The following is a 17,722-nucleotide window of genomic DNA, read 5'->3' as shown; positions in this document are numbered from 1 at the left end:
TGATTTTAGAATCAAGCTTTTTAGAAAATAGTAAACATATTGTTATTGTGTCCATTTATTAAACAAATATAAGCGAATGATAGCAGAGGGAGAGACTCTTTTATAAGAGCGCCGAAGGAGCAAACATATTTGTGAATCTCTCAGGCAAAAAGACTTCTGCTGGACGCAACTCTGGAGAGTGTTTCAATGATGAAACCACCAAAGGGGAAAGCCGTAAGGTAAACTTTCAGGTGAAAAGGACAGGGACCCGTTTTTAAAAAGGGGCTTCCCTGTCCTTTTTTGTGTGTAAATGGATGATTATAAGGAGGAAAGCCTGATGAATGACACTTTGAAAAAAACACCGCTTTATGACAGCTACAAAGCTTTAGGCGGAAAAGTAATTGATTTTGGCGGCTGGGCATTACCAGTGCAGTTTTCAAGTATCAAAGAAGAACATCACGCAGTCAGAAATCATGCAGGATTATTTGATGTTTCCCATATGGGTGAAGTGACTGTTAAAGGACCTTCAAGTCTTGCTTACCTTCAGAAGATGATGACAAATGATATTAGTAAAATTAAAACAGGTCAGGCTCAATATACAGCTATGTGTTATGAGAATGGCGGTACAGTTGATGATCTGCTCGTGTACAAAAAAGATGAAAATGATTATTTATTAGTGATTAATGCTTCAAATAATGACAAAGATACTGAATGGCTTTTAAGTCATCAAATGGATGGTGTGGAAATTGTAAATATTTCTGACCAGGTAGCGCAGCTTGCAATACAGGGACCGCGCGCTGAAAAAATTCTTCAAACATGTACAGAAGAAGATTTAAGCCTGATTACTTTTTTCAAGTTTAAAGATGATGTCAACATTAGCGGTTCATCCGTACTGGTATCAAGAACAGGATACACAGGAGAAGATGGGTTTGAGCTGTATTGCAGCCCTGAAGATGCCGAAAAATTATGGGCTAAATTACTTGAAGCTGGTAAAGAGGAAGGACTGCTTCCTTGTGGGCTTGGAGCACGTGATACATTAAGGTTTGAAGCGAAACTGGCACTTTACGGTCAGGAATTGACGGCTGATATTACTCCGATTGAAGCAGGTATCGGTTTTGCTGTGAAGCCGGATAAAGAAGCCGCATTTATTGGTCAGGAAGTATTGAAAGAACAAAAAGATCATGGTGCACCCCGTAAACTGGTCGGAATTGAAATGATCGATAAAGGCATCCCGCGTCACGGCTACAAAGTTTTTGCTGATGAAAAAGAAATCGGATTTGTCACTACCGGTACTCAATCACCGACGCTTGGAAAGAATGTAGGTTATATCCTGATTGAAAAAGATTATTCTTCAGTTGGTCAGGAAGTATATGTTGAAGTACGGAAAAAGAAGTTGAAAGCTGAAGTCGTGAAATCTCCATTTTATAAAAGGTAAATAAGAAGGGAGCAGCAAAAATGATGCATCGTTACTTACCCATGACAGAACAGGATCAAAAAGAAATGTTAAACACAATCGGAGTTTCTTCAGTTGAGGAACTGTTTGAAGATATTCCTGAAAAAGTCCGTTTTAAAGGCGAGTTGAATATTAAGCCTGCAAAAACGGAGTCAGCTCTAATGAAGGAACTTGCTCAGCTTGCTGACAAGAATGCTGATACACAGAAAAACACCTCGTTTCTTGGCGCAGGGGTATATGATCATTATTCGCCTGTCATCATGGATCATGTTATTTCAAGGTCTGAGTTTTATACAGCATATACGCCGTATCAGCCGGAAATTTCCCAGGGTGAACTTCAGGCCATTTTTGAATTTCAGACGATGATTGCTGAGCTGACTGGAATGGATGTAGCGAACTCATCTATGTACGACGGTGGGACTTCATTTGCAGAAGCCGCAATGCTCTCAGCAGGTCAGACGAAACGCAAAAAAGTATTAGTATCCGGCGCTGTTCATCCTGAATCTAAAGCAGTATTAGAAACTTATGCAGCTGGTCAGCATATTGAAGTCGTGACGATTCCGGAAAAAGACGGCAGAACTGATCTTGAGGAATTAGCATCATTAATGTCAGATGAGATTGCAGCGGTGATGGTGCAGTATCCTAACTTCTTCGGTCAAATTGAAAGACTCGATGAGATTGAAAAACTCACACATGCACAAAAGGCAATGTTTGTCGTATCTTCAAACCCGTTGTCACTCGGTGCACTGACACCTCCAGGAGCTTTTGGTGCTGATATCGTTGTGGGGGACGCGCAGCCGTTTGGACTTCCTCAGGCATTTGGCGGTCCGCACTGCGGATATTTTGCTGTGACAAAGAAACTGATGCGCAAAGTGCCGGGCCGTCTAGTAGGTGAAACAAATGATGAAGAAGGCCAACGCGGGTATGTACTGACACTGCAAGCGCGTGAACAGCATATCAGACGTGATAAAGCGACTTCAAATATCTGCTCTAATCAGGCACTTAATGCACTGGCGTCATCGGTTACCATGACAGCACTTGGTAAGCAGGGCATTCAGGATATTGCCCACCAGAACCTCCAGAAAGCAGCTTATGCGAAAAAGCAGCTTCAGGCTGCAGGCGTAAAAGTGATAAACGGCGGCTATACATTTAATGAATTTGTTGTAGAGCTTAATACACCAGTATCTGAGGTTAATAAAGAGCTGATGAAAAAGAAGATTATCGGTGGATTCGATCTTGGTAGAGATTTTGAAGGTCGCGCTAATCAAATGCTGATCGCAGTAACTGAACAGCGTACGAAAGAAGAAATTGACCTACTTGCAGAGGAGCTGAAACAATATGCGTAATGAAAACCAGCCGTTAATCTTTGAATTGTCACGTGAAGGAAGGATCGGATACAGCCTGCCGGAACTTGATGTACCGGAAATCGAGACTAAAGAACTGCTTCCGTCAGGGTTTGTACGTCAGGAGGCTCCGGAACTGCCGGAAGTCTCAGAACTGGATATTATGCGTCATTATACTGCGCTTTCAAAGAGAAACCATGGAGTGGACTCAGGGTTTTATCCGCTTGGCAGCTGTACGATGAAGTATAATCCTAAAGTAAATGAAGCGGTTGCCCGTTATGCAGGGTTTGCTCATATTCATCCGCTTCAGGATGAGAGCACAGTTCAGGGAGCAATGGAAATGATGTATGATCTCCAGGAGCACCTTGTGGAAATTACCGGAATGGATGAAGTCACACTTCAGCCGGCTGCAGGCGCACACGGTGAGTGGACAGGATTAATGATGATCAGAGCTTTTCATGAAGCAAATGGTGATTTTAACCGCACAAAAGTCATCGTACCTGATTCAGCTCACGGTACAAATCCTGCTTCAGCAACGGTTGCTGGTTTTGAAACAGTTACTGTAAAGTCGAATGAGAACGGACTTGTTGACCTCGAAGATCTGAAAAGAGTAGTAGATCATCAGACAGCTGCGCTTATGCTGACAAACCCGAATACGCTAGGACTGTTTGAAGAAGATATTCTTGAAATGGCTGCCATTATTCATGATGCAGGCGGCAAACTTTACTATGATGGTGCAAACCTGAATGCAGTACTTGCAAAGGCACGACCTGGCGATATGGGATTTGACGTTGTGCACCTGAACCTGCATAAAACGTTTACAGGTCCACACGGCGGTGGTGGTCCGGGATCCGGGCCGGTCGGTGTTAAAAAAGACCTGATTCCTTATTTGCCAAAACCGGTTTTAGTAAAGACTGAAGAAGGGTTTACATTTGATTATAACCGTCCGGAATCTATCGGAAGAGTAAAGCCTTATTACGGTAACTTCGGCATTAATGTACGTGCTTATACGTATATCAGAACCATGGGGCCGGACGGACTGAAAGCAGTCAGTGAAAATGCCGTGATTAATGCGAATTATATGATGAGAAGACTTGCTGAGTATTTTGATCTACCATATGACAGACACTGTAAGCACGAGTTTGTTATCAGCGGCAAGCGGCAGAAGAAGCTCGGCGTCCGCACACTGGATATCGCAAAACGCCTGCTTGATTTCGGCTTCCACCCGCCAACCATCTACTTCCCGATTAATGTTGAGGAATGTATGATGATTGAACCGACGGAAACAGAGTCTAAAGAAACGCTGGATTCGTTCATTGAAGCAATGATCCAGATTGCTAAAGAAGCTGAAGAAAAGCCTGAAATCGTTCAGGAAGCTCCGCATACAACGGTCATCAGCAGACTTGATGAAACCCAGGCAGCCAGAAAGCCTGTTCTGAGATATCAAAAGAAAGAAGCTGTGGAAGTATAAAATAGTGAAAACCTCCTGAAACATTCAGGAGGTTTTTTATCTGATTCATTATTTTCTTTTAATCTTGCCAGTCCATTTTTTAAATCCGCCCTGCAGCTGATACAGGTCCTTCACGCCTTTTTTATGCAGCAGCTGTGCTGCCCGGCCGCTTCTCATGCCATTTTGGCAATAGATATAAACTGGTTTATCTGCACGGATTTCCCCAAGTCTCATTTTGAGCTGGGAAAGTGGAATGTTTCTTGCTCCGAGGATATGCCCGCCATCATACTCTTTCTGTTCACGCACATCAATCAGCTGTGCTTTTCGGTATCCGCTTTTGAATTCTTCTTCAGTTAAAGTCTTCAGAATTTTTTTCTGTCGGAAATAAGTGAAAACTGAATAAAGAATAATTCCGGCAAGGACAATAATTAATACGTATAACGACTCCAAGTTGTTAACCCCTTTCTATCTCACACTATTCTTTATTATAGTAGTCGCCTTCAATAAGTTCAAAGGAAATAATCAGATTGAAGGAATGATTTTGACAAGTTAATGGACACGTATTGTGAAAAAAGAACAAGGGTGAAATCATTTCAATTCCTCAAATTAATAGATCATTTTCTCTTTTTTTCTCAGAATTCTTCTGTTTTTCGCTGTTTTCTACATTTGACAAAACTTTTCTAATTGACACAAAAAACTATATATTGTATGAGTATTAAAAATGCAAACACAATATGTTGTGTTTTTTAGTTTGAGGGTTTATATTATTGGTAATACATACAGTAGTTAAGTACTTAACATGCTGGTTAATAAAGATGTATGTCGAAAGGGGAAATGAAAGTGGCACAGCTATCAGCTTCAGCACCAGTATTGAATAAACAGAAACTTAATGAGGATATCAGTTTATTTGATGCTGTGCACCCGATTACAGAGGAGATGTCACTGACGCACAAAGGCGTTTCAAGGCTGGTTATGCTTGACCGGTATGCATATAAAGACACTGAGAAAAAGACGTTAACTGCAGGAGACTTTGTCGTGTTAACAATTAGGGAAGATCCTAAGTTCCCGGCACGCGGACTCGGTTTTGTAAAAGACATTGACTGGGAAAACGGAAATGCCTCTGTTCAGGTGGAAGAAGAGTTTAAAAATTCACTTGATACACCGAAAGAAGTGGAATCAGGAATTGTTGTCAGATCGCTTGATGTGATCGAAAAGCCGCTTGAAATTTTTTATGAGCAAATTGCGCTGAGAAATGCGACGGGACTTGCATCTGTTGAAAAGACAGAAGAGCTTCAAAAAGAATGGACAGAAAAGTTTTATAAAGAACTCTCAAGTATGCGTTTTGTTCCGGCTGGCCGTGTGTTGTACGGGGCAGGAGCGAACACTGATGTAACATTCTTTAATTGCTACGTTATGCCGTTTATTCAGGATTCAAGAGAAGGAATCTCTGATCATCGTAAGCAGGTGATGGAAATTATGAGCCGCGGCGGCGGTGTCGGGACGAACGGTTCAACACTCAGACCAAGAAACACACTTGCAAGGGGAGTAAACGGAAAGTCTTCAGGTTCTGTATCATGGCTTGATGATATTGCTAAGCTGACGCATCTTGTAGAACAGGGTGGGTCAAGACGTGGGGCACAAATGATTATGCTTTCGGATTGGCACCCTGACATTGTCGAATTTATTATCTCCAAAATGCAAAATCCGAGAATCCTGAGATTTCTGCTCGAAACAACAAACGATGACTTCATCAGAAAAATAGCGCAGGAGAAACTAAAATTCACTCCACTGACTGAACAGGAAGCTGCTATGTATCAAAGTATTGTAAATTACGAACAGATCGAAGGTTTTGGCGGATTCAATGAAGATATCATTAATGATGCGAAAGAAAAGCTGGCTGAGGGAGGAAATTATTCAGTTCACAATCCTGATTTCCTGACTGGCGCTAACATTTCAGTATGTCTGACAGACGACTTTATGAAAGCAGTTGAGGAAGATCAGGAATATGCACTGAGATTCCCTTATGTGGAAGCCTATTCAAAAGAAGAAATGGCTTATTATAATGAACAGTGGCATGAAGTAGGAGATGTCCGTAAGTGGGAAGAGCAGGGCCACAAAATCAGAACGTACCGTACAATCAAAGCAAAAGAACTCTGGAACCTGGTTAATATCTGTGCAACTTATTCTGCTGAGCCGGGCATTTTCTTTATTGATAATGCAAACGAGATGACCAATGCAAAAGCATACGGTCAGCAGGTAGTAGCAACCAACCCATGTGGAGAACAACCACTCGCACCATTTTCTGTCTGTAACTTAGCAGCTGTAAACCTTGCTGAGTTTGCAGACAAGAAAAATAAAACAGTTAACTATGAAAAGCTGAAAGAAACAGTCTCAGTTGGTGTAAGAATGCAGGACAACGTCATTGATGCTACACCTTATTTTCTTGAAGAAAATAAGAAACAGGCGCTTGGGGAGCGTCGTGTAGGTCTCGGTGTAATGGGTCTTGCAGATCTCTTGATTTACTGTGAAAAGGAATACGGTTCAGAAGAGGGAAATCAATTAGTAGATAAAATATTTGAAACAATTGCAGTGACGGCATATGAAACTTCAGTCGAGCTGTCAAAAGAACGCGGCTCATTCCCGTTCCTTGAAGGAGAAACCAAAGAGGAAACAATGAGACTGAGACAGGCGTTCATTAATTCAGGGTATATGAAGAAAATGCCTGAGAAGGTACGTGAAGGAATTCTTGAAAACGGTATTCGTAATTCGCACCTTCTGACGGTTGCACCAACCGGAAGTACAGGAACGATGGTAGGAGTCGCAACAGGTCTTGAGCCATACTTCTCTTACACTTATTACAGAAGCGGACGCCTTGGCAAATTTATTGAAGTAAAAGCTGATATTGTAAAAGAGTATCTTGAGCTGAATAATAAAACAGAAGAAGATGAACTGCCGGCATTCTTTGTGACTGCAATGGAACTGCCACCTGAAGCACATGCTGATACACAGTGTGTGATTCAGAAATGGATTGACAGTTCAATCTCAAAAACGGTTAATGCACCAAAAGGTTACTCAGTCGAACAGGTTGAAAGTGTGTATGAAAGACTTTACCGTGGCGGGGCTAAAGGTGGTACGGTTTACGTTGATGGAAGCCGTGACAGCCAGGTGCTGACGCTGAAGGCTGAAGAAAATAAAGAAGAAAAACCAAGACAGAAACAGAACGTCGTATTGATCGATACTATTCAGGATCTGCGTTCAACAAATGTGACAATCGGTTCTGAGATTGGCAACACTTGTCCTGTCTGCCGCAAAGGTACAGTCAAAGAAATTGGCGGCTGTAACACATGTACAAACTGTAATGCACAGTTGAAATGTGGACTATAAAAATTGTATATCAACATGTAAAAAGCTGAGACAACGTCTCAGCTTTTTTTATGAAAAGAGTTACTTGAACTGATACAGCCTATAGAAAAAACACCTGATTCCGATCAGGTGTTTTAAAGCGTCATACGTTTTTTCTTTTTACCTTTTTTACCTTCAATCACTGTCAGCTTAGGTCCATTCAATCTTGCAGCTGAAGCTTTTTTAGCAGGCTTTCTTTGCTGGGCTGCCGGCTGAATTCTCTTTACCTTTGAAGCAGAGGGTTTAGCCGGCTGATATTTCTTTTTAGATTGCCGTACTGCTTTTTTATAAGCACTGTTTTCACGGCTGTTCCCTCTCCGTGACATCACAAAGCGTACAATCCCATAAATAACTGCAGCAATTAATGCATAAGTAACAATCATTCTAAGCAGTGAACCTGGTTCTAAAACAATCATTGAAATTAATCCAAACGCTCCCAGACCAATAACGGCGTAGAAAACGAACTTTTTAACGTTCAATGCAGCCACCTCCCGCAGCAAGCCTTTTTATTAGTTTAGACAAGTGCAGCTTTTTTTAAACCTTTTTCAGCCTCTTCCTCAAGCTCAAGCATTTTATTGAATGATGCAATCGCTACTTCCACCTGATCATCTTTAGGTTCCTTTGTCGTAAGCAGCTGAAGCCAAAGGCCGGGATATCCAAGGAATTTAAGCACTGGAATATCACGTACTTTATTCGTCAGCTGAAGTACTTCAAAAGAAATACCAAGTACAACCGGAATCAATGCAATCCGGTTAAGAATACGTGCAGTCAGCGGTTCTGTCGGTACGAGGAGATACACAAACATTCCAACAATCACGGTGAATAAAATAAAGCTTGATCCACATCTGTAATGCAGTCTCGACTGCGACTGAACATTGTCTACTGTCAGTGGAAGGTTATTTTCATACGCGTTGATCACCTTGTGTTCTGCCCCATGATATTGAAACACCCGTTTGATCAGAGGGGTTAAAGAAATAAAGTAAATATATGCAAGCAGCAATACCACTTTAAATACACTTTCAAGTAAAACCTGTCCCACATCCCCTGGCACAGCAAAGCGGAAAAGCTCAGCAAGAAAAACGGGAATTAATGTGAATACAAATTTTCCGAATAAGAAGGACAGCACACCGATTGCTGCGATCCCGAAGATCATTTCAAGCTTTGAAGATTTTTGCTCCTCCTGAACTTTTTCATCATCCTCCGGCAGAACGTCAAAACGCTCACTGGAAAAGTTAAGGTGCTGAGTGCCATTTGCACTGGCTTCAATCAGTGCAATGATACCTCTCAAAAAAGGAACCTTCTTTAGTTTTTGAAATGTCGGGTTTTGCTTACGCGGGAGTTGAAAATACTCAATTGAGTCATCTTTTCTCCTGATTGCCGTGACAGTCTGCCGTTTTCCACCGAACATGACACCTTCCATTACTGCCTGGCCGCCGTAAGCGGGTTTTTGATTCGTCATATTTACACCAGCCTATTCCTTACATTCCTAATCTACAATCACCATTGGTTGATCATGAATAAGGTAATTACAGTTTACTAAAAAATCTGTCATTCTTCTACTGTCTGAGGTGCGAATAACCAATTTAATTGCGTGACATAATGATGACATGAAGGAGATGATGAAAAAATGAAGATCCCTACAATCAACAGGTTTCCACTTGCGCTCTATACTGCAGCGGCAGGAGCTGTGTTTTTTTACGTTGTATACCGGATTTATGTCTATTTGCACTTTATTGAAAAAGACTTTTTAAAGCCTGAATTTTCGTTTATTACAGCTGAATGGAGATCAGGTGCTGTCAGTGAGATTTTATTTGGCATCATGATTATCATGGTTTCATTCATTTGGACTGTTCTGTATTATATGTTTTTCAGAAACAGGTCATCAATTTATCCCGGTATTTTTTCAGGAATGATGGTCCTTATCTTACTTTTATTTGCAGGATGGGCTCTGGACTGGCGGTTATATGCTCCTGATTTTAAGATGCACACCTGGTTTTCACTCTTCTCACTATTTATTCTGTACGGACTGTTTACAGGGTATTCAGTTTCATATGACGAACCTTATTCAGCTAAACATAGAGATAATTAAACAGCTGATATGTTACACTTAATTTGTGTGTCGAAGTATCAGGTAAAGGGGAGTGTAGTGCGGTGAAAATATTATTGCTGAACGGACCAAACCTGAACAGGTTAGGAAAAAGGCAGCCTGAGATCTATGGAACTGAGACACTGGAGTCAATCGAACTTCGTCTCAGAGCTGTCGCCGGAGCTAAAAGCTGTGAATTATCAGCTAAACAATCTAATCATGAAGGCGAATTGATTGATGCTTTACATGAAGCGGCAGATGAAGGGTACGCTGGAGTTATCTTTAATCCGGCTGCATATACACATACAAGCATTGCACTCAGAGATGCAGTTGCCTCTATTTCAATTCCTGTATTGGAGGTACACTTATCCAACATTCATGCGCGGGAAACATTCAGACATACTTCTATGATTGCTGCTGAAGCAATCGGTCAGATTGCAGGCTTTGGATCTTATGGCTACGAAATGGCATTATATGCCCTAATACATTATGCAAAGGAGAATGATCATGAGTAAAATTGATAAATTGAGACAGGCGATTGCCGGTCAGGCAGATGGCATGTTAATTACCAGCCCTTATAACAGAAGATATATGACAAACTTTACAGGTTCAGCAGGAGCGGTTCTGATCTCAAATGATAAAGCTTTGTTTATTACAGATTTCCGTTATACAGAGCAGGCTGAAAAACAGGCTGAAGGGTATGAAGTTATTACACATAAAGCACCGATCACAAAGGAAATTGCTGATCAGTGTGAGAAGATGGGTATTAAAAAACTGGCGATTGAATCAGATCATTTAGTACTCTCTACATACAAGCAATACGAAGAGTATATTAAAGCAGAACTCGTACCGCTTTCAGGAACAATTGAAAAGCTGCGTATGATTAAAGCTGATCATGAAATTAAGATTATTAAAGAAGCGGCTGACATTGCTGATGCTGCATTTAAACATATTCTTGATTTTATCCAGCCGGGCAGAACTGAAATTGAAGTATCAAATGAACTTGAATTCTTCATGAGAAACGCAGGAGCAGTCTCATCATCTTTTGATATTATCGTTGCAAGCGGTAAGCGTTCAGCACTTCCGCATGGTGTAGCAAGTGAAAAGGTGATTGAAAAGGGCGACTTTGTGACACTTGATTACGGCGCGCTGCATAAGGGTTACGCATCAGATATGACTCGTACACTTTCAGTCGGTGAGCCTGAAGAAAAACTCAAAGAGATCTATCAGGTAACACTTGATGCCCAGCTAAAAGCTATGGATGAAATCAAGCCCGGTATGACTGGCAAAGAGGCAGATGCAATTGCAAGAGATTATATTGCATCCAAGGGATATGGAGAGTATTTCGGACACAGTCTCGGTCACGGACTGGGTATGGAAGTACATGAAGGTCCGGGGCTGTCATTCCGTTCAGAAACAACACTTGAAAAGAATATGGTTGTCACAGTAGAACCGGGGATTTATCTTCCTGGAATCGGCGGCGTTAGAATTGAAGACGATACTGTGATCACAGAAAACGGAAACGAAACCCTGACACACTCGACAAAAGATCTGATTATCCTATAATATTAAGCTATGTTAAAGTCCAATAATGTATAGAACAGCTGGTGATTGCAGCGTAAGGGGACGACTCCCAGCAGGAGAAGCGTGACAGGTGAAACCCCGCAGACGCACAGCGGCGAGGAAGTCATATTGAACCGGAGCCAAAAGACGGCTCATGCGGAAAGCGGTCCCCTGGAGCGGAAATCAACAGCCAAATTTTACAATGCTTATTATTTAAAGGGTCAATGTAAATTTACGTTTACTTTTTGCCGTAAAGTATATACAATTACTAGCGGTAAAACTGTGAGACACCTTATAAAACGGAGGAATTCAATATGATTTCAGTAAATGATTTTAAAACAGGCTTAACAATAGAAGTTGACGGCGGTATCTGGAGAGTCATGGACTTCCAGCACGTTAAACCTGGTAAAGGTGCAGCATTTGTTCGTTCAAAGCTGCGTAACCTTCGTACAGGAGCAGTACAGGAGAAAACATTCAGAGCAGGCGAGAAAGTAGCAAAAGCACAGATTGATAACAAGCGTATGCAATACCTTTATGCAAATGGTGATATGCACGTATTTATGGACAACGAATCATACGAGCAGATTGAACTGCCTGCAGCACAGATTGAATATGAATTAAAGTTTCTAAAAGAAAACATGGAAGTTCAGATTATGATGTATCAGACTGAAACACTTGGTCTTGAACTACCTAACACTGTAGAACTCGAGGTCACAGAAACTGAACCGGGTATCAAAGGCGATACATCAAGCGGTGGTTCTAAGCCGGCTACAGTTGAGACAGGATTGACAGTTAACGTGCCATTCTTCGTGAATGAAGGCGATAAACTTGTTATTAATACAACAGACGCTTCATATGTATCACGTGTACAGTAATTTTCCGGACTGCCCAAATCATTGGGCAGTTTTTTTTATGGGCATAAATCATATGTTCGTTCAATAGGATAGTCGTAAAACATGAAGGAGCCAAACATGCACCAGATTCTCTCATATCTCCCTGAACGGCTGGCTGAAATCATTGTAGAGTCAGCCGGTCCAGACCTTGATGGCGTAAATGAAATCAGAATCAGAAAAGGTAAAGTGCTGGTATTAAAAACAAAGACGGGACAAAAAGAAATTCAGTATTATCCCGGTGAAGAAGATTGCCACAGACTGCTTGAGCGTATTTCAGATCATTCCGTTTATTCAATTGCAAATGAACTTTCAGCGGGATTTATTACAGTTAAGGGTGGTCACAGAATAGGAGTAGCAGGGGAAATGATCGAAAGTATGAATCAGCTGCCGACATTTAAGTATATTTCATCCTTTTCAATCAGGATCGCCAGGGAATTCAAATATACATCAGATGAGCTGATGACTGAATGCTGGAAACAACACGGCAGATGGCCTCATATATTAATTTACGGTCCTCCGGGCAGCGGAAAGACTACCTTTATAAGAGATGCAGTCAGATTTATTTCATCAGGAACTGATGGTATTCCGTCAAAAACAGTTTCACTCATTGATGAACGTTCTGAGATTGCTGCCTGTTATAAAGGGGTCCCTCAGTTGACATTCGGTCCGCATATTGATGTGCTCGATAAATGTCCAAAGACCCGGGGGATGAAAATGATGCTCAGGTCAATGGGACCTGAGGTGATCGCTGTGGATGAAATAGGGGGACAGGCTGATGGGCAGGCAGCTGATGAGATTTTATCTGCCGGTGTAAAAATTATCGTCACCGCACATGCAGAATCAGTTGAAGAATTGCTGCAGAAAGATGAGCTGTCATCATTAATGGCACATAAAGATTTATGCTTAATCAGGTGCCGGGATTGCAGCTACCAGATTGATACACGCTGATGTTCTCATTCGGAGCAGCCTGTATTATTTTGAGCTTTACACTCGAAGGCATGAGGAGAGCAGGACTGCTGATCAGAAGAAGACAACTGCTCCTTGAGTTTGTGCGCTTATGTAAATGGATGGAGAGAGAAGCTGTAGATAGAAGGGCTACCATTTCAGAAATGGTCAACACCCAAAAGGATAGAGAGTCTTTATTAAATGAATTTCTAAAACATATTGAGAACGAAATTACAGTAAAACCATTTGATCAGGTATGGAAAGAAACAGTGTATACTCACTCTACTTTTTCATGTCTTAAAAAAGAAGACATAAAGTGGATTGAAAAGATCAGTCATGCATTTAATCATATTCATCTTGAATCTCTTGAAAAAGAATTGAAATTTATCACCTCAGGTTTGCAGTCAGCTTATGATGATGCTTGTGACAATGAAGGGAAGTACGTAAAAATATACAGGACTTTAGGTTTTATGACAGGATTGATTGCAGTTTTGCTGCTTATTTGAAACCAGGAGAGATCGCGGGTGTATATTGATGGGGAAACACTGTTTAAAATTGCCGGAGTCGGTCTTGCGGTGGCATTTTTATATACAGTTCTTGAACAGGCTGGGAAAAAAGACTATGCACAGTGGCTGGCATTTTTCGGTGCAATGTATGTCCTTTACATCGTCATTCAGGCACTTGGTGATTTTTTTGAAGCAGTCAGGTCAGTTCTTATGTTTTACGATTAGAGGATTCAGATGGAAGATTTACTGAGAACAGCCGGTATCAGCTTTATGATTGGTTTTTTAGCGCTTCTTTTAAAAGACAGATCCCCACAGTCCGCACTTATGCTGGCATTCTGCGGAAGTGTTTATTTAATTAATGAACTGGTCGTAAAGATGAGAGAAGCAGCCGGTTTTCTAACGCAGTTAACAGGTTATGTGCCCGGACTTCATCAGTACTCGCTAGTACTCCTGAAAGTGGTGGTTATCGCATTTGTCTCAGAAATCTGCATACATCTAGTGAAGCAGCTCGAGCAGCCGCTACTCTCCATGATTATTGAATGGACAGGCAAACTGCTGATCCTAACGATCGCATTTCCGGTTTTCATTGAATTGCTTGAACAGATCGTTCAGCTGATGCCTGAAAATATGCTTCAGGGAAGACAGTGACATGAAAGAAACAACAATCAATCATGAAATAGAAACAATTGTTCAGGAACAGCTGGATGCACAGGACCATTCAGAATGGACAAGGTATTGGGAAGAACTTACAAGAGAATACGGTGAGTGCCTTCCACTGTCAGAGAAAAAATCGGTCTTTGATGCGCTCTTGAATTTTGATGCTGGCATATATGGCTGGATAGAAGGTATTGTGAAATACTCGCTCTATGAAATTACTGATCATTTACAGCTGATCTTCTGGCTTATACTGCTGCTTTTGATCAGTTCTTTTATCCATTTAATCGAGCAGTCATTTGATCACCATAAAGTCGCTGCCATCAGTCCAATTGTTATTTTAGGCCTTGTATTACTCACGATTATATCAAGCATAAAGCTGTTTCTGGACGTGATTTTTGATTCTCTTCAGACTCTGTCAGCATTTATGAACGGGTTATTACCGCTCTACATAGCTTCCATCACACTTTCCGGCGGTCCGGCAACTTCTGCCGCTTCATTCCCGATTCTTCTGATTATGGTATATGCCATTACATTCCTGATGAAAACAGTCATCATTCCTCTATTTATTTTATCGATATTCTTTGATCAGCTGAATCTGCTCTCCGACCGTTTCAGTATGGGAAAATTCGCTGCACTCTGCAGACAGACAGGCCTATGGATACTCGGAGTGACAGCTGTTGCATCCTTATCAATCCTATCCATTCAGACAACAGCTGCTTCAGCTGCTGATGGTGTTGCTGCAAAATCTGTCAAAACACTTGCAGGAACAATGCTACCTTTCGTAGGAAAAGTTGTTTCTGACACCGCTGATTTAGTTATGGCATCATCCATGCTTGCAAAAAACGCAATTGGTGCTGCAGGAGGGTTAATTGTCATCCTGATTGTCATATTTCCGGCTATCAAAATGCTTGTGATTGCAGTGATGTACAGACTGACAGCAGTTCTGATGGAGCCTGTTGCAAGTACCAGGCTGACAGACGCAGTAGATGCAGCAAGTAAGGGTATGTTTCATCTGGCTGCATCTCTGTTACTCACAAGCTGTATTTTCTTTATATCTATTATCGTTGTCATGTTTATCAGCAATATTCCAATCATGATCAGGTGAGGTGGATCATATTCAGTACTTAACAGACTGGACAATCGGACTGGCAGTATTAATTCTGTTATTTCTGATTGCTGATATATTGACACCGTCAGATTCATGGAAACCATTTGTCAGATTTACAGCAGGGCTGATTTTTTTATTTTGGGTGCTGAGTCCAATCAAACAATTTTTTGGTGACCCTGGGGCGATCACGCTTTCATTAACAGATGAATTGGAAAAATGGGTGTCAGACGAAAAAAAGAATGCAGACGAATTAATTGAAAGCATGTCCACTGATCAATCTGCATACATATTAGAACAAAGCGAAGACACTGTGCTTAATTTGATAGAGGATTCATGCAACTGTGAGATCAACGAAGTGGTGATATCAGAAAAAGATCAGGCGTACTCAATCACTTTGTCTTTGAGTGAAAATAGTAAAAATCAGGAGGCGCTGCTTGAGAACACATCTGAGTTACTGGGCATTCCAACCTCTCAAATCACAATCCTATACTAACAATGGGGGTATCAATGAATAAAATAAAAGAAGCAATTTTTTCTTCCAGAGATCCTACATTTAACAAAAAGATCCCAATTATTCTTTTGCTTTTTGTGATCGGGTTGATCATGATCACGCAAAATGAGCCGTCTGTCGAGTTGCCAAAAGAAGAGGTGAAGGAAGATACGACTGAAATTTCCGTTCTTGAAAGACAGCTTGAGAACAAAATTACTGTGCTGCTAAAAAAATCTCTCGGCACTTCTAAGGTCGATGTGATGATCACACTTGGCAGTGGAGAGAGAATGGTTTATGAAAAAAATGAGCAGATTCAGCAGGATAATGGAGAAGAACAAAGGGACGATCACCAGTCTTTTTCAGGTAGAAAATCGACTTCCTCGGAAGTAGTTTTCGGACAGGCAGCCTCAAGCGGGGAGCCTGTTTTGAAATATATTGAAAAGCCTCCGGTTGCAGGCGTGTTAATTGCGGCTGAGGGGACAGAATCTGCAGGTGTAAAAAAGAAGGTCATCGAGGCAGTTTCGAGGGCACTTGATGTCTCAACACACAGAGTGGCAGTAATACCTTATCAATAAGGAGATGAAATCATGCTGAAAAAACAAACGGTCTGGTTAATGACGATGATCGGACTTGTGGTCCTGTTATCCGTATATTATGTGATGTCACCGACTGATCAGGCGGCAGTTACTTATGAGGATTCTGAAGTGGTAAGTGGAGAGACTGAAGATGAGTGGGTATTTGAAGATGAGGTGGATGTGACATCTGAAGGGAACGATGACCTGTTTAATGTATTACGGATGGAAGTTCAGGATGAGAGAAGCGCACTGAAAGAGCAGCTGACGTCAAAAGTAGCATCTGCAGATTTCACAGCTGCTGAAAAAGATGAAGCGTATGAAGCAATGGAGGAACTGAACAGACTTGAATCAAAAGAAAAACTGATTGAAACAATGATTAAAGCAATGGGCTATGAAGATGCGCTGGTAAGAACAGATGATCAAAGAGTGCTGATTACTGTAAAATCGATTGACAATGAACATTCAAAAGAAGCTGCGAATGAACTCGTACAGCTTGGACGCAGGGAAATGGGTGAAAATACATTTGTCTCTGTAATGTTTGAACCTGCAGAATAATATCAATTTAAAGCTTAACCCTGGAGGATTTCTACCTTCAGGGTTATTTATATTGTGAAAATATGCGTCGTTATACAGATTTCTTATTTGTGATACAATATGTTTTGTGAAAGCGTTTTAATTTATAAAATAGCAGTAATCTTGAATTTAGGCCTGCTGTTAGCGTATGATAATAGCAGCTGCTGCTAATTAATATGATGATCAGGGAGTGTAAATGATGCTAAAAGTACAAGAAATCAGAGAAATTATTAAGTTAATCGACAAATCCTCAATTGATGAATTTACATATGAACAGGATGGCGAAAAGCTTAAGCTTAAAAAACAATCTAGAAAGACTGTAGAAACAGCTGCTGAAGAAACTCCGGCGTCTGAAACTGTTGCAGAGCAGCCTGAAGTAAAGACAGAACCTGTTAAGGAAGAGAAGAAGCCTGAACCGGTGAAGGAAACACAGCCGGAACCTGCCGCTGACCTCGAAAATACAGTTGAAATTAAGTCTCCTATGGTTGGGACATTTTATGAATCATCTTCACCGGATGCAGAACCGTTTGTGAAGACGGGTTCAAAAGTTTCTTCAGATACAACAGTATGTATCGTTGAAGCCATGAAACTCTTTAACGAAATCGAAGCTGAAACAGAAGGGGAAATTGTTAAAATCCTTGTTGAAAACGGTCAGCTTGTTGAATACGGACAGCCTCTTTTTCTTGTTAAAAAGTAGTT

20 protein-coding genes and 2 riboswitches are annotated in these 17,722 nt (G+C 41.1%); of the genes, 17 read left to right on the top strand and 3 right to left on the bottom strand.

The features are described 5' to 3' along the window. Nucleotides 1–76: 76 nt before the first annotated feature. A riboswitch (glycine riboswitch) is annotated at nt 77–166 on the top strand. A gap of 3 nt (nt 167–169) precedes the next feature. Next, nucleotides 170–245, top strand: a riboswitch (glycine riboswitch). 71 nt (nt 246–316) lie between these two features. Genes gcvT through gcvPB form a run of 3 tightly spaced genes read left to right on the top strand, consistent with a single transcriptional unit; the run spans nt 317 to nt 4,246 of the window. Then, the gene (gcvT, locus tag JOD21_RS01130) at nt 317–1,414 is read left to right on the top strand and encodes a glycine cleavage system aminomethyltransferase GcvT (RefSeq protein ID WP_204727813.1); all 1,098 of its coding nucleotides are present in this window, start codon (nt 317–319) and stop codon (nt 1,412–1,414) included. Between the two features lie 20 nt (nt 1,415–1,434). Further along, nucleotides 1,435–2,778: an aminomethyl-transferring glycine dehydrogenase subunit GcvPA gene (gene gcvPA / locus JOD21_RS01125; protein ID WP_204727812.1), complete on the top strand. Its 1,344-nt coding sequence runs from the start codon at nt 1,435–1,437 to the stop codon at nt 2,776–2,778. Then, nucleotides 2,771–4,246 carry an aminomethyl-transferring glycine dehydrogenase subunit GcvPB gene (gcvPB, locus tag JOD21_RS01120; RefSeq protein WP_204727811.1) on the top strand — a complete coding sequence of 492 codons (1,476 nt, stop codon included), beginning with the start codon at nt 2,771–2,773 and terminating at the stop codon, nt 4,244–4,246. The genes gcvPA and gcvPB overlap by 8 nt, the downstream gene beginning before the upstream one ends. Nucleotides 4,247–4,294: 48 nt before the next feature. On the opposite strand, the gene JOD21_RS01115 is transcribed toward gcvPB, so the two are convergent. Beyond that, nucleotides 4,295–4,675 carry a rhodanese-like domain-containing protein gene (locus JOD21_RS01115; protein ID WP_204727810.1) on the bottom strand — a complete coding sequence of 127 codons (381 nt, stop codon included), beginning with the start codon at nt 4,673–4,675 and terminating at the stop codon, nt 4,295–4,297. A 384-nt stretch (nt 4,676–5,059) separates the two neighbouring features. On the opposite strand from JOD21_RS01115, the gene JOD21_RS01110 reads away from it, so the two are divergent. Further along, the gene (locus JOD21_RS01110) at nt 5,060–7,609 is read left to right on the top strand and encodes a vitamin B12-dependent ribonucleotide reductase (RefSeq protein WP_204727969.1); all 2,550 of its coding nucleotides are present in this window, start codon (nt 5,060–5,062) and stop codon (nt 7,607–7,609) included. A 113-nt stretch (nt 7,610–7,722) separates the two neighbouring features. On the opposite strand, the gene JOD21_RS01105 is transcribed toward JOD21_RS01110, so the two are convergent. After that, nucleotides 7,723–8,106: an SA1362 family protein gene (locus JOD21_RS01105; protein ID WP_204727809.1), complete on the bottom strand. Its 384-nt coding sequence runs from the start codon at nt 8,104–8,106 to the stop codon at nt 7,723–7,725. Between the two features lie 35 nt (nt 8,107–8,141). Then, nucleotides 8,142–9,086 (bottom strand): DUF1385 domain-containing protein, encoded by a 945-nt coding sequence (locus JOD21_RS01100; RefSeq protein ID WP_204727808.1) that lies wholly within the window; start codon nt 9,084–9,086, stop codon nt 8,142–8,144. Nucleotides 9,087–9,254: 168 nt separating this feature from the next. Between JOD21_RS01100 and JOD21_RS01095 the strand changes: the two genes are divergently transcribed. The 13 genes from JOD21_RS01095 to accB all read left to right on the top strand — a co-directional run bounded on the left by JOD21_RS01095 (nt 9,255) and on the right by accB (nt 17,720). Beyond that, nucleotides 9,255–9,716: a YqhR family membrane protein gene (locus tag JOD21_RS01095; RefSeq protein WP_204727807.1), complete on the top strand. Its 462-nt coding sequence runs from the start codon at nt 9,255–9,257 to the stop codon at nt 9,714–9,716. Between the two features lie 62 nt (nt 9,717–9,778). Next, nucleotides 9,779–10,228, top strand: coding sequence for a type II 3-dehydroquinate dehydratase (gene aroQ / locus JOD21_RS01090; protein ID WP_204727806.1), 450 nt, complete (start codon nt 9,779–9,781; stop codon nt 10,226–10,228). Beyond that, nucleotides 10,221–11,279, top strand: a complete 1,059-nt coding sequence (locus tag JOD21_RS01085) for a M24 family metallopeptidase (protein WP_204727805.1) — start codon at nt 10,221–10,223, stop codon at nt 11,277–11,279. Before aroQ ends, JOD21_RS01085 begins: the two co-directional genes overlap by 8 nt. A gap of 311 nt (nt 11,280–11,590) precedes the next feature. Further along, a complete protein-coding gene (gene efp, locus JOD21_RS01080; protein WP_204727804.1) occupies nt 11,591–12,151 on the top strand; it encodes an elongation factor P in 561 nt (186 codons plus the stop codon). A 96-nt stretch (nt 12,152–12,247) separates the two neighbouring features. Then, nucleotides 12,248–13,117, top strand: coding sequence for an ATPase, T2SS/T4P/T4SS family (locus tag JOD21_RS01075; protein WP_204727803.1), 870 nt, complete (start codon nt 12,248–12,250; stop codon nt 13,115–13,117). After that, complete coding sequence (locus tag JOD21_RS01070; protein ID WP_204727802.1) at nt 13,117–13,620, top strand: stage III sporulation protein AB; 504 nt, start codon at nt 13,117–13,119, stop codon at nt 13,618–13,620. Before JOD21_RS01075 ends, JOD21_RS01070 begins: the two co-directional genes overlap by 1 nt. A gap of 18 nt (nt 13,621–13,638) precedes the next feature. After that, entirely contained in the window at nt 13,639–13,845 is a 207-nt protein-coding gene (spoIIIAC, locus tag JOD21_RS01065; RefSeq protein ID WP_041122843.1) for a stage III sporulation protein AC, read from the top strand. A 9-nt stretch (nt 13,846–13,854) separates the two neighbouring features. Continuing rightward, a complete protein-coding gene (locus JOD21_RS01060; protein ID WP_204727801.1) occupies nt 13,855–14,268 on the top strand; it encodes a stage III sporulation AC/AD family protein in 414 nt (137 codons plus the stop codon). A 1-nt stretch (nt 14,269) separates the two neighbouring features. Then, nucleotides 14,270–15,382 carry a stage III sporulation protein AE gene (locus tag JOD21_RS01055; protein ID WP_204727800.1) on the top strand — a complete coding sequence of 371 codons (1,113 nt, stop codon included), beginning with the start codon at nt 14,270–14,272 and terminating at the stop codon, nt 15,380–15,382. Nucleotide 15,383: 1 nt separating this feature from the next. After that, nucleotides 15,384–15,878, top strand: a complete 495-nt coding sequence (locus JOD21_RS01050) for a stage III sporulation protein AF (protein WP_204727799.1) — start codon at nt 15,384–15,386, stop codon at nt 15,876–15,878. A gap of 14 nt (nt 15,879–15,892) precedes the next feature. Further along, on the top strand, nt 15,893–16,450 hold the full coding sequence (locus JOD21_RS01045; RefSeq protein ID WP_204727798.1) for a hypothetical protein: 558 nt from the start codon (nt 15,893–15,895) through the stop codon (nt 16,448–16,450). Nucleotides 16,451–16,462: 12 nt separating this feature from the next. Beyond that, complete coding sequence (locus JOD21_RS01040; RefSeq protein ID WP_204727797.1) at nt 16,463–17,005, top strand: SpoIIIAH-like family protein; 543 nt, start codon at nt 16,463–16,465, stop codon at nt 17,003–17,005. Between the two features lie 217 nt (nt 17,006–17,222). Further along, a complete protein-coding gene (accB, locus tag JOD21_RS01035; protein ID WP_204727796.1) occupies nt 17,223–17,720 on the top strand; it encodes an acetyl-CoA carboxylase biotin carboxyl carrier protein in 498 nt (165 codons plus the stop codon). Nucleotides 17,721–17,722 lie beyond the last annotated feature (2 nt).

The organism is Jeotgalibacillus terrae (assembly GCF_016908195.1).
Lineage (GTDB): Bacteria > Bacillota > Bacilli > Bacillales > Jeotgalibacillaceae > Jeotgalibacillus > Jeotgalibacillus terrae.
The sequence above is the reverse complement of the archived record's forward strand: the minus strand, read 5'-3'. Positions and strand labels throughout refer to the sequence as shown.

Bases quoted from the DNA above. Each gene is read 5' to 3' on its own strand.
- JOD21_RS01110 (WP_204727969.1), top strand. From the start codon at position 5,060: ATGAAAGTGGCACAGCTATCAGCTTCAGCACCAGTATTGAATAAACAG.
- JOD21_RS01060 (WP_204727801.1), top strand. From the start codon at position 13,855: ATGGAAGATTTACTGAGAACAGCCGGTATCAGCTTTATGATTGGTTTT.
- gcvPA (WP_204727812.1), top strand. From the start codon at position 1,435: ATGATGCATCGTTACTTACCCATGACAGAACAGGATCAAAAAGAAATG.
- JOD21_RS01095 (WP_204727807.1), top strand. From the start codon at position 9,255: ATGAAGATCCCTACAATCAACAGGTTTCCACTTGCGCTCTATACTGCA.
- accB (WP_204727796.1), top strand. From the start codon at position 17,223: ATGCTAAAAGTACAAGAAATCAGAGAAATTATTAAGTTAATCGACAAA.
- JOD21_RS01085 (WP_204727805.1), top strand. From the start codon at position 10,221: ATGAGTAAAATTGATAAATTGAGACAGGCGATTGCCGGTCAGGCAGAT.
- JOD21_RS01070 (WP_204727802.1), top strand. From the start codon at position 13,117: ATGTTCTCATTCGGAGCAGCCTGTATTATTTTGAGCTTTACACTCGAA.
- JOD21_RS01045 (WP_204727798.1), top strand. From the start codon at position 15,893: ATGAATAAAATAAAAGAAGCAATTTTTTCTTCCAGAGATCCTACATTT.
- JOD21_RS01040 (WP_204727797.1), top strand. From the start codon at position 16,463: ATGCTGAAAAAACAAACGGTCTGGTTAATGACGATGATCGGACTTGTG.
- JOD21_RS01055 (WP_204727800.1), top strand. From the start codon at position 14,270: ATGAAAGAAACAACAATCAATCATGAAATAGAAACAATTGTTCAGGAA.
- JOD21_RS01075 (WP_204727803.1), top strand. From the start codon at position 12,248: ATGCACCAGATTCTCTCATATCTCCCTGAACGGCTGGCTGAAATCATT.
- efp (WP_204727804.1), top strand. From the start codon at position 11,591: ATGATTTCAGTAAATGATTTTAAAACAGGCTTAACAATAGAAGTTGAC.
- gcvT (WP_204727813.1), top strand. From the start codon at position 317: ATGAATGACACTTTGAAAAAAACACCGCTTTATGACAGCTACAAAGCT.
- gcvPB (WP_204727811.1), top strand. From the start codon at position 2,771: ATGCGTAATGAAAACCAGCCGTTAATCTTTGAATTGTCACGTGAAGGA.
- JOD21_RS01100 (WP_204727808.1), bottom strand. From the start codon at position 9,086: ATGACGAATCAAAAACCCGCTTACGGCGGCCAGGCAGTAATGGAAGGT.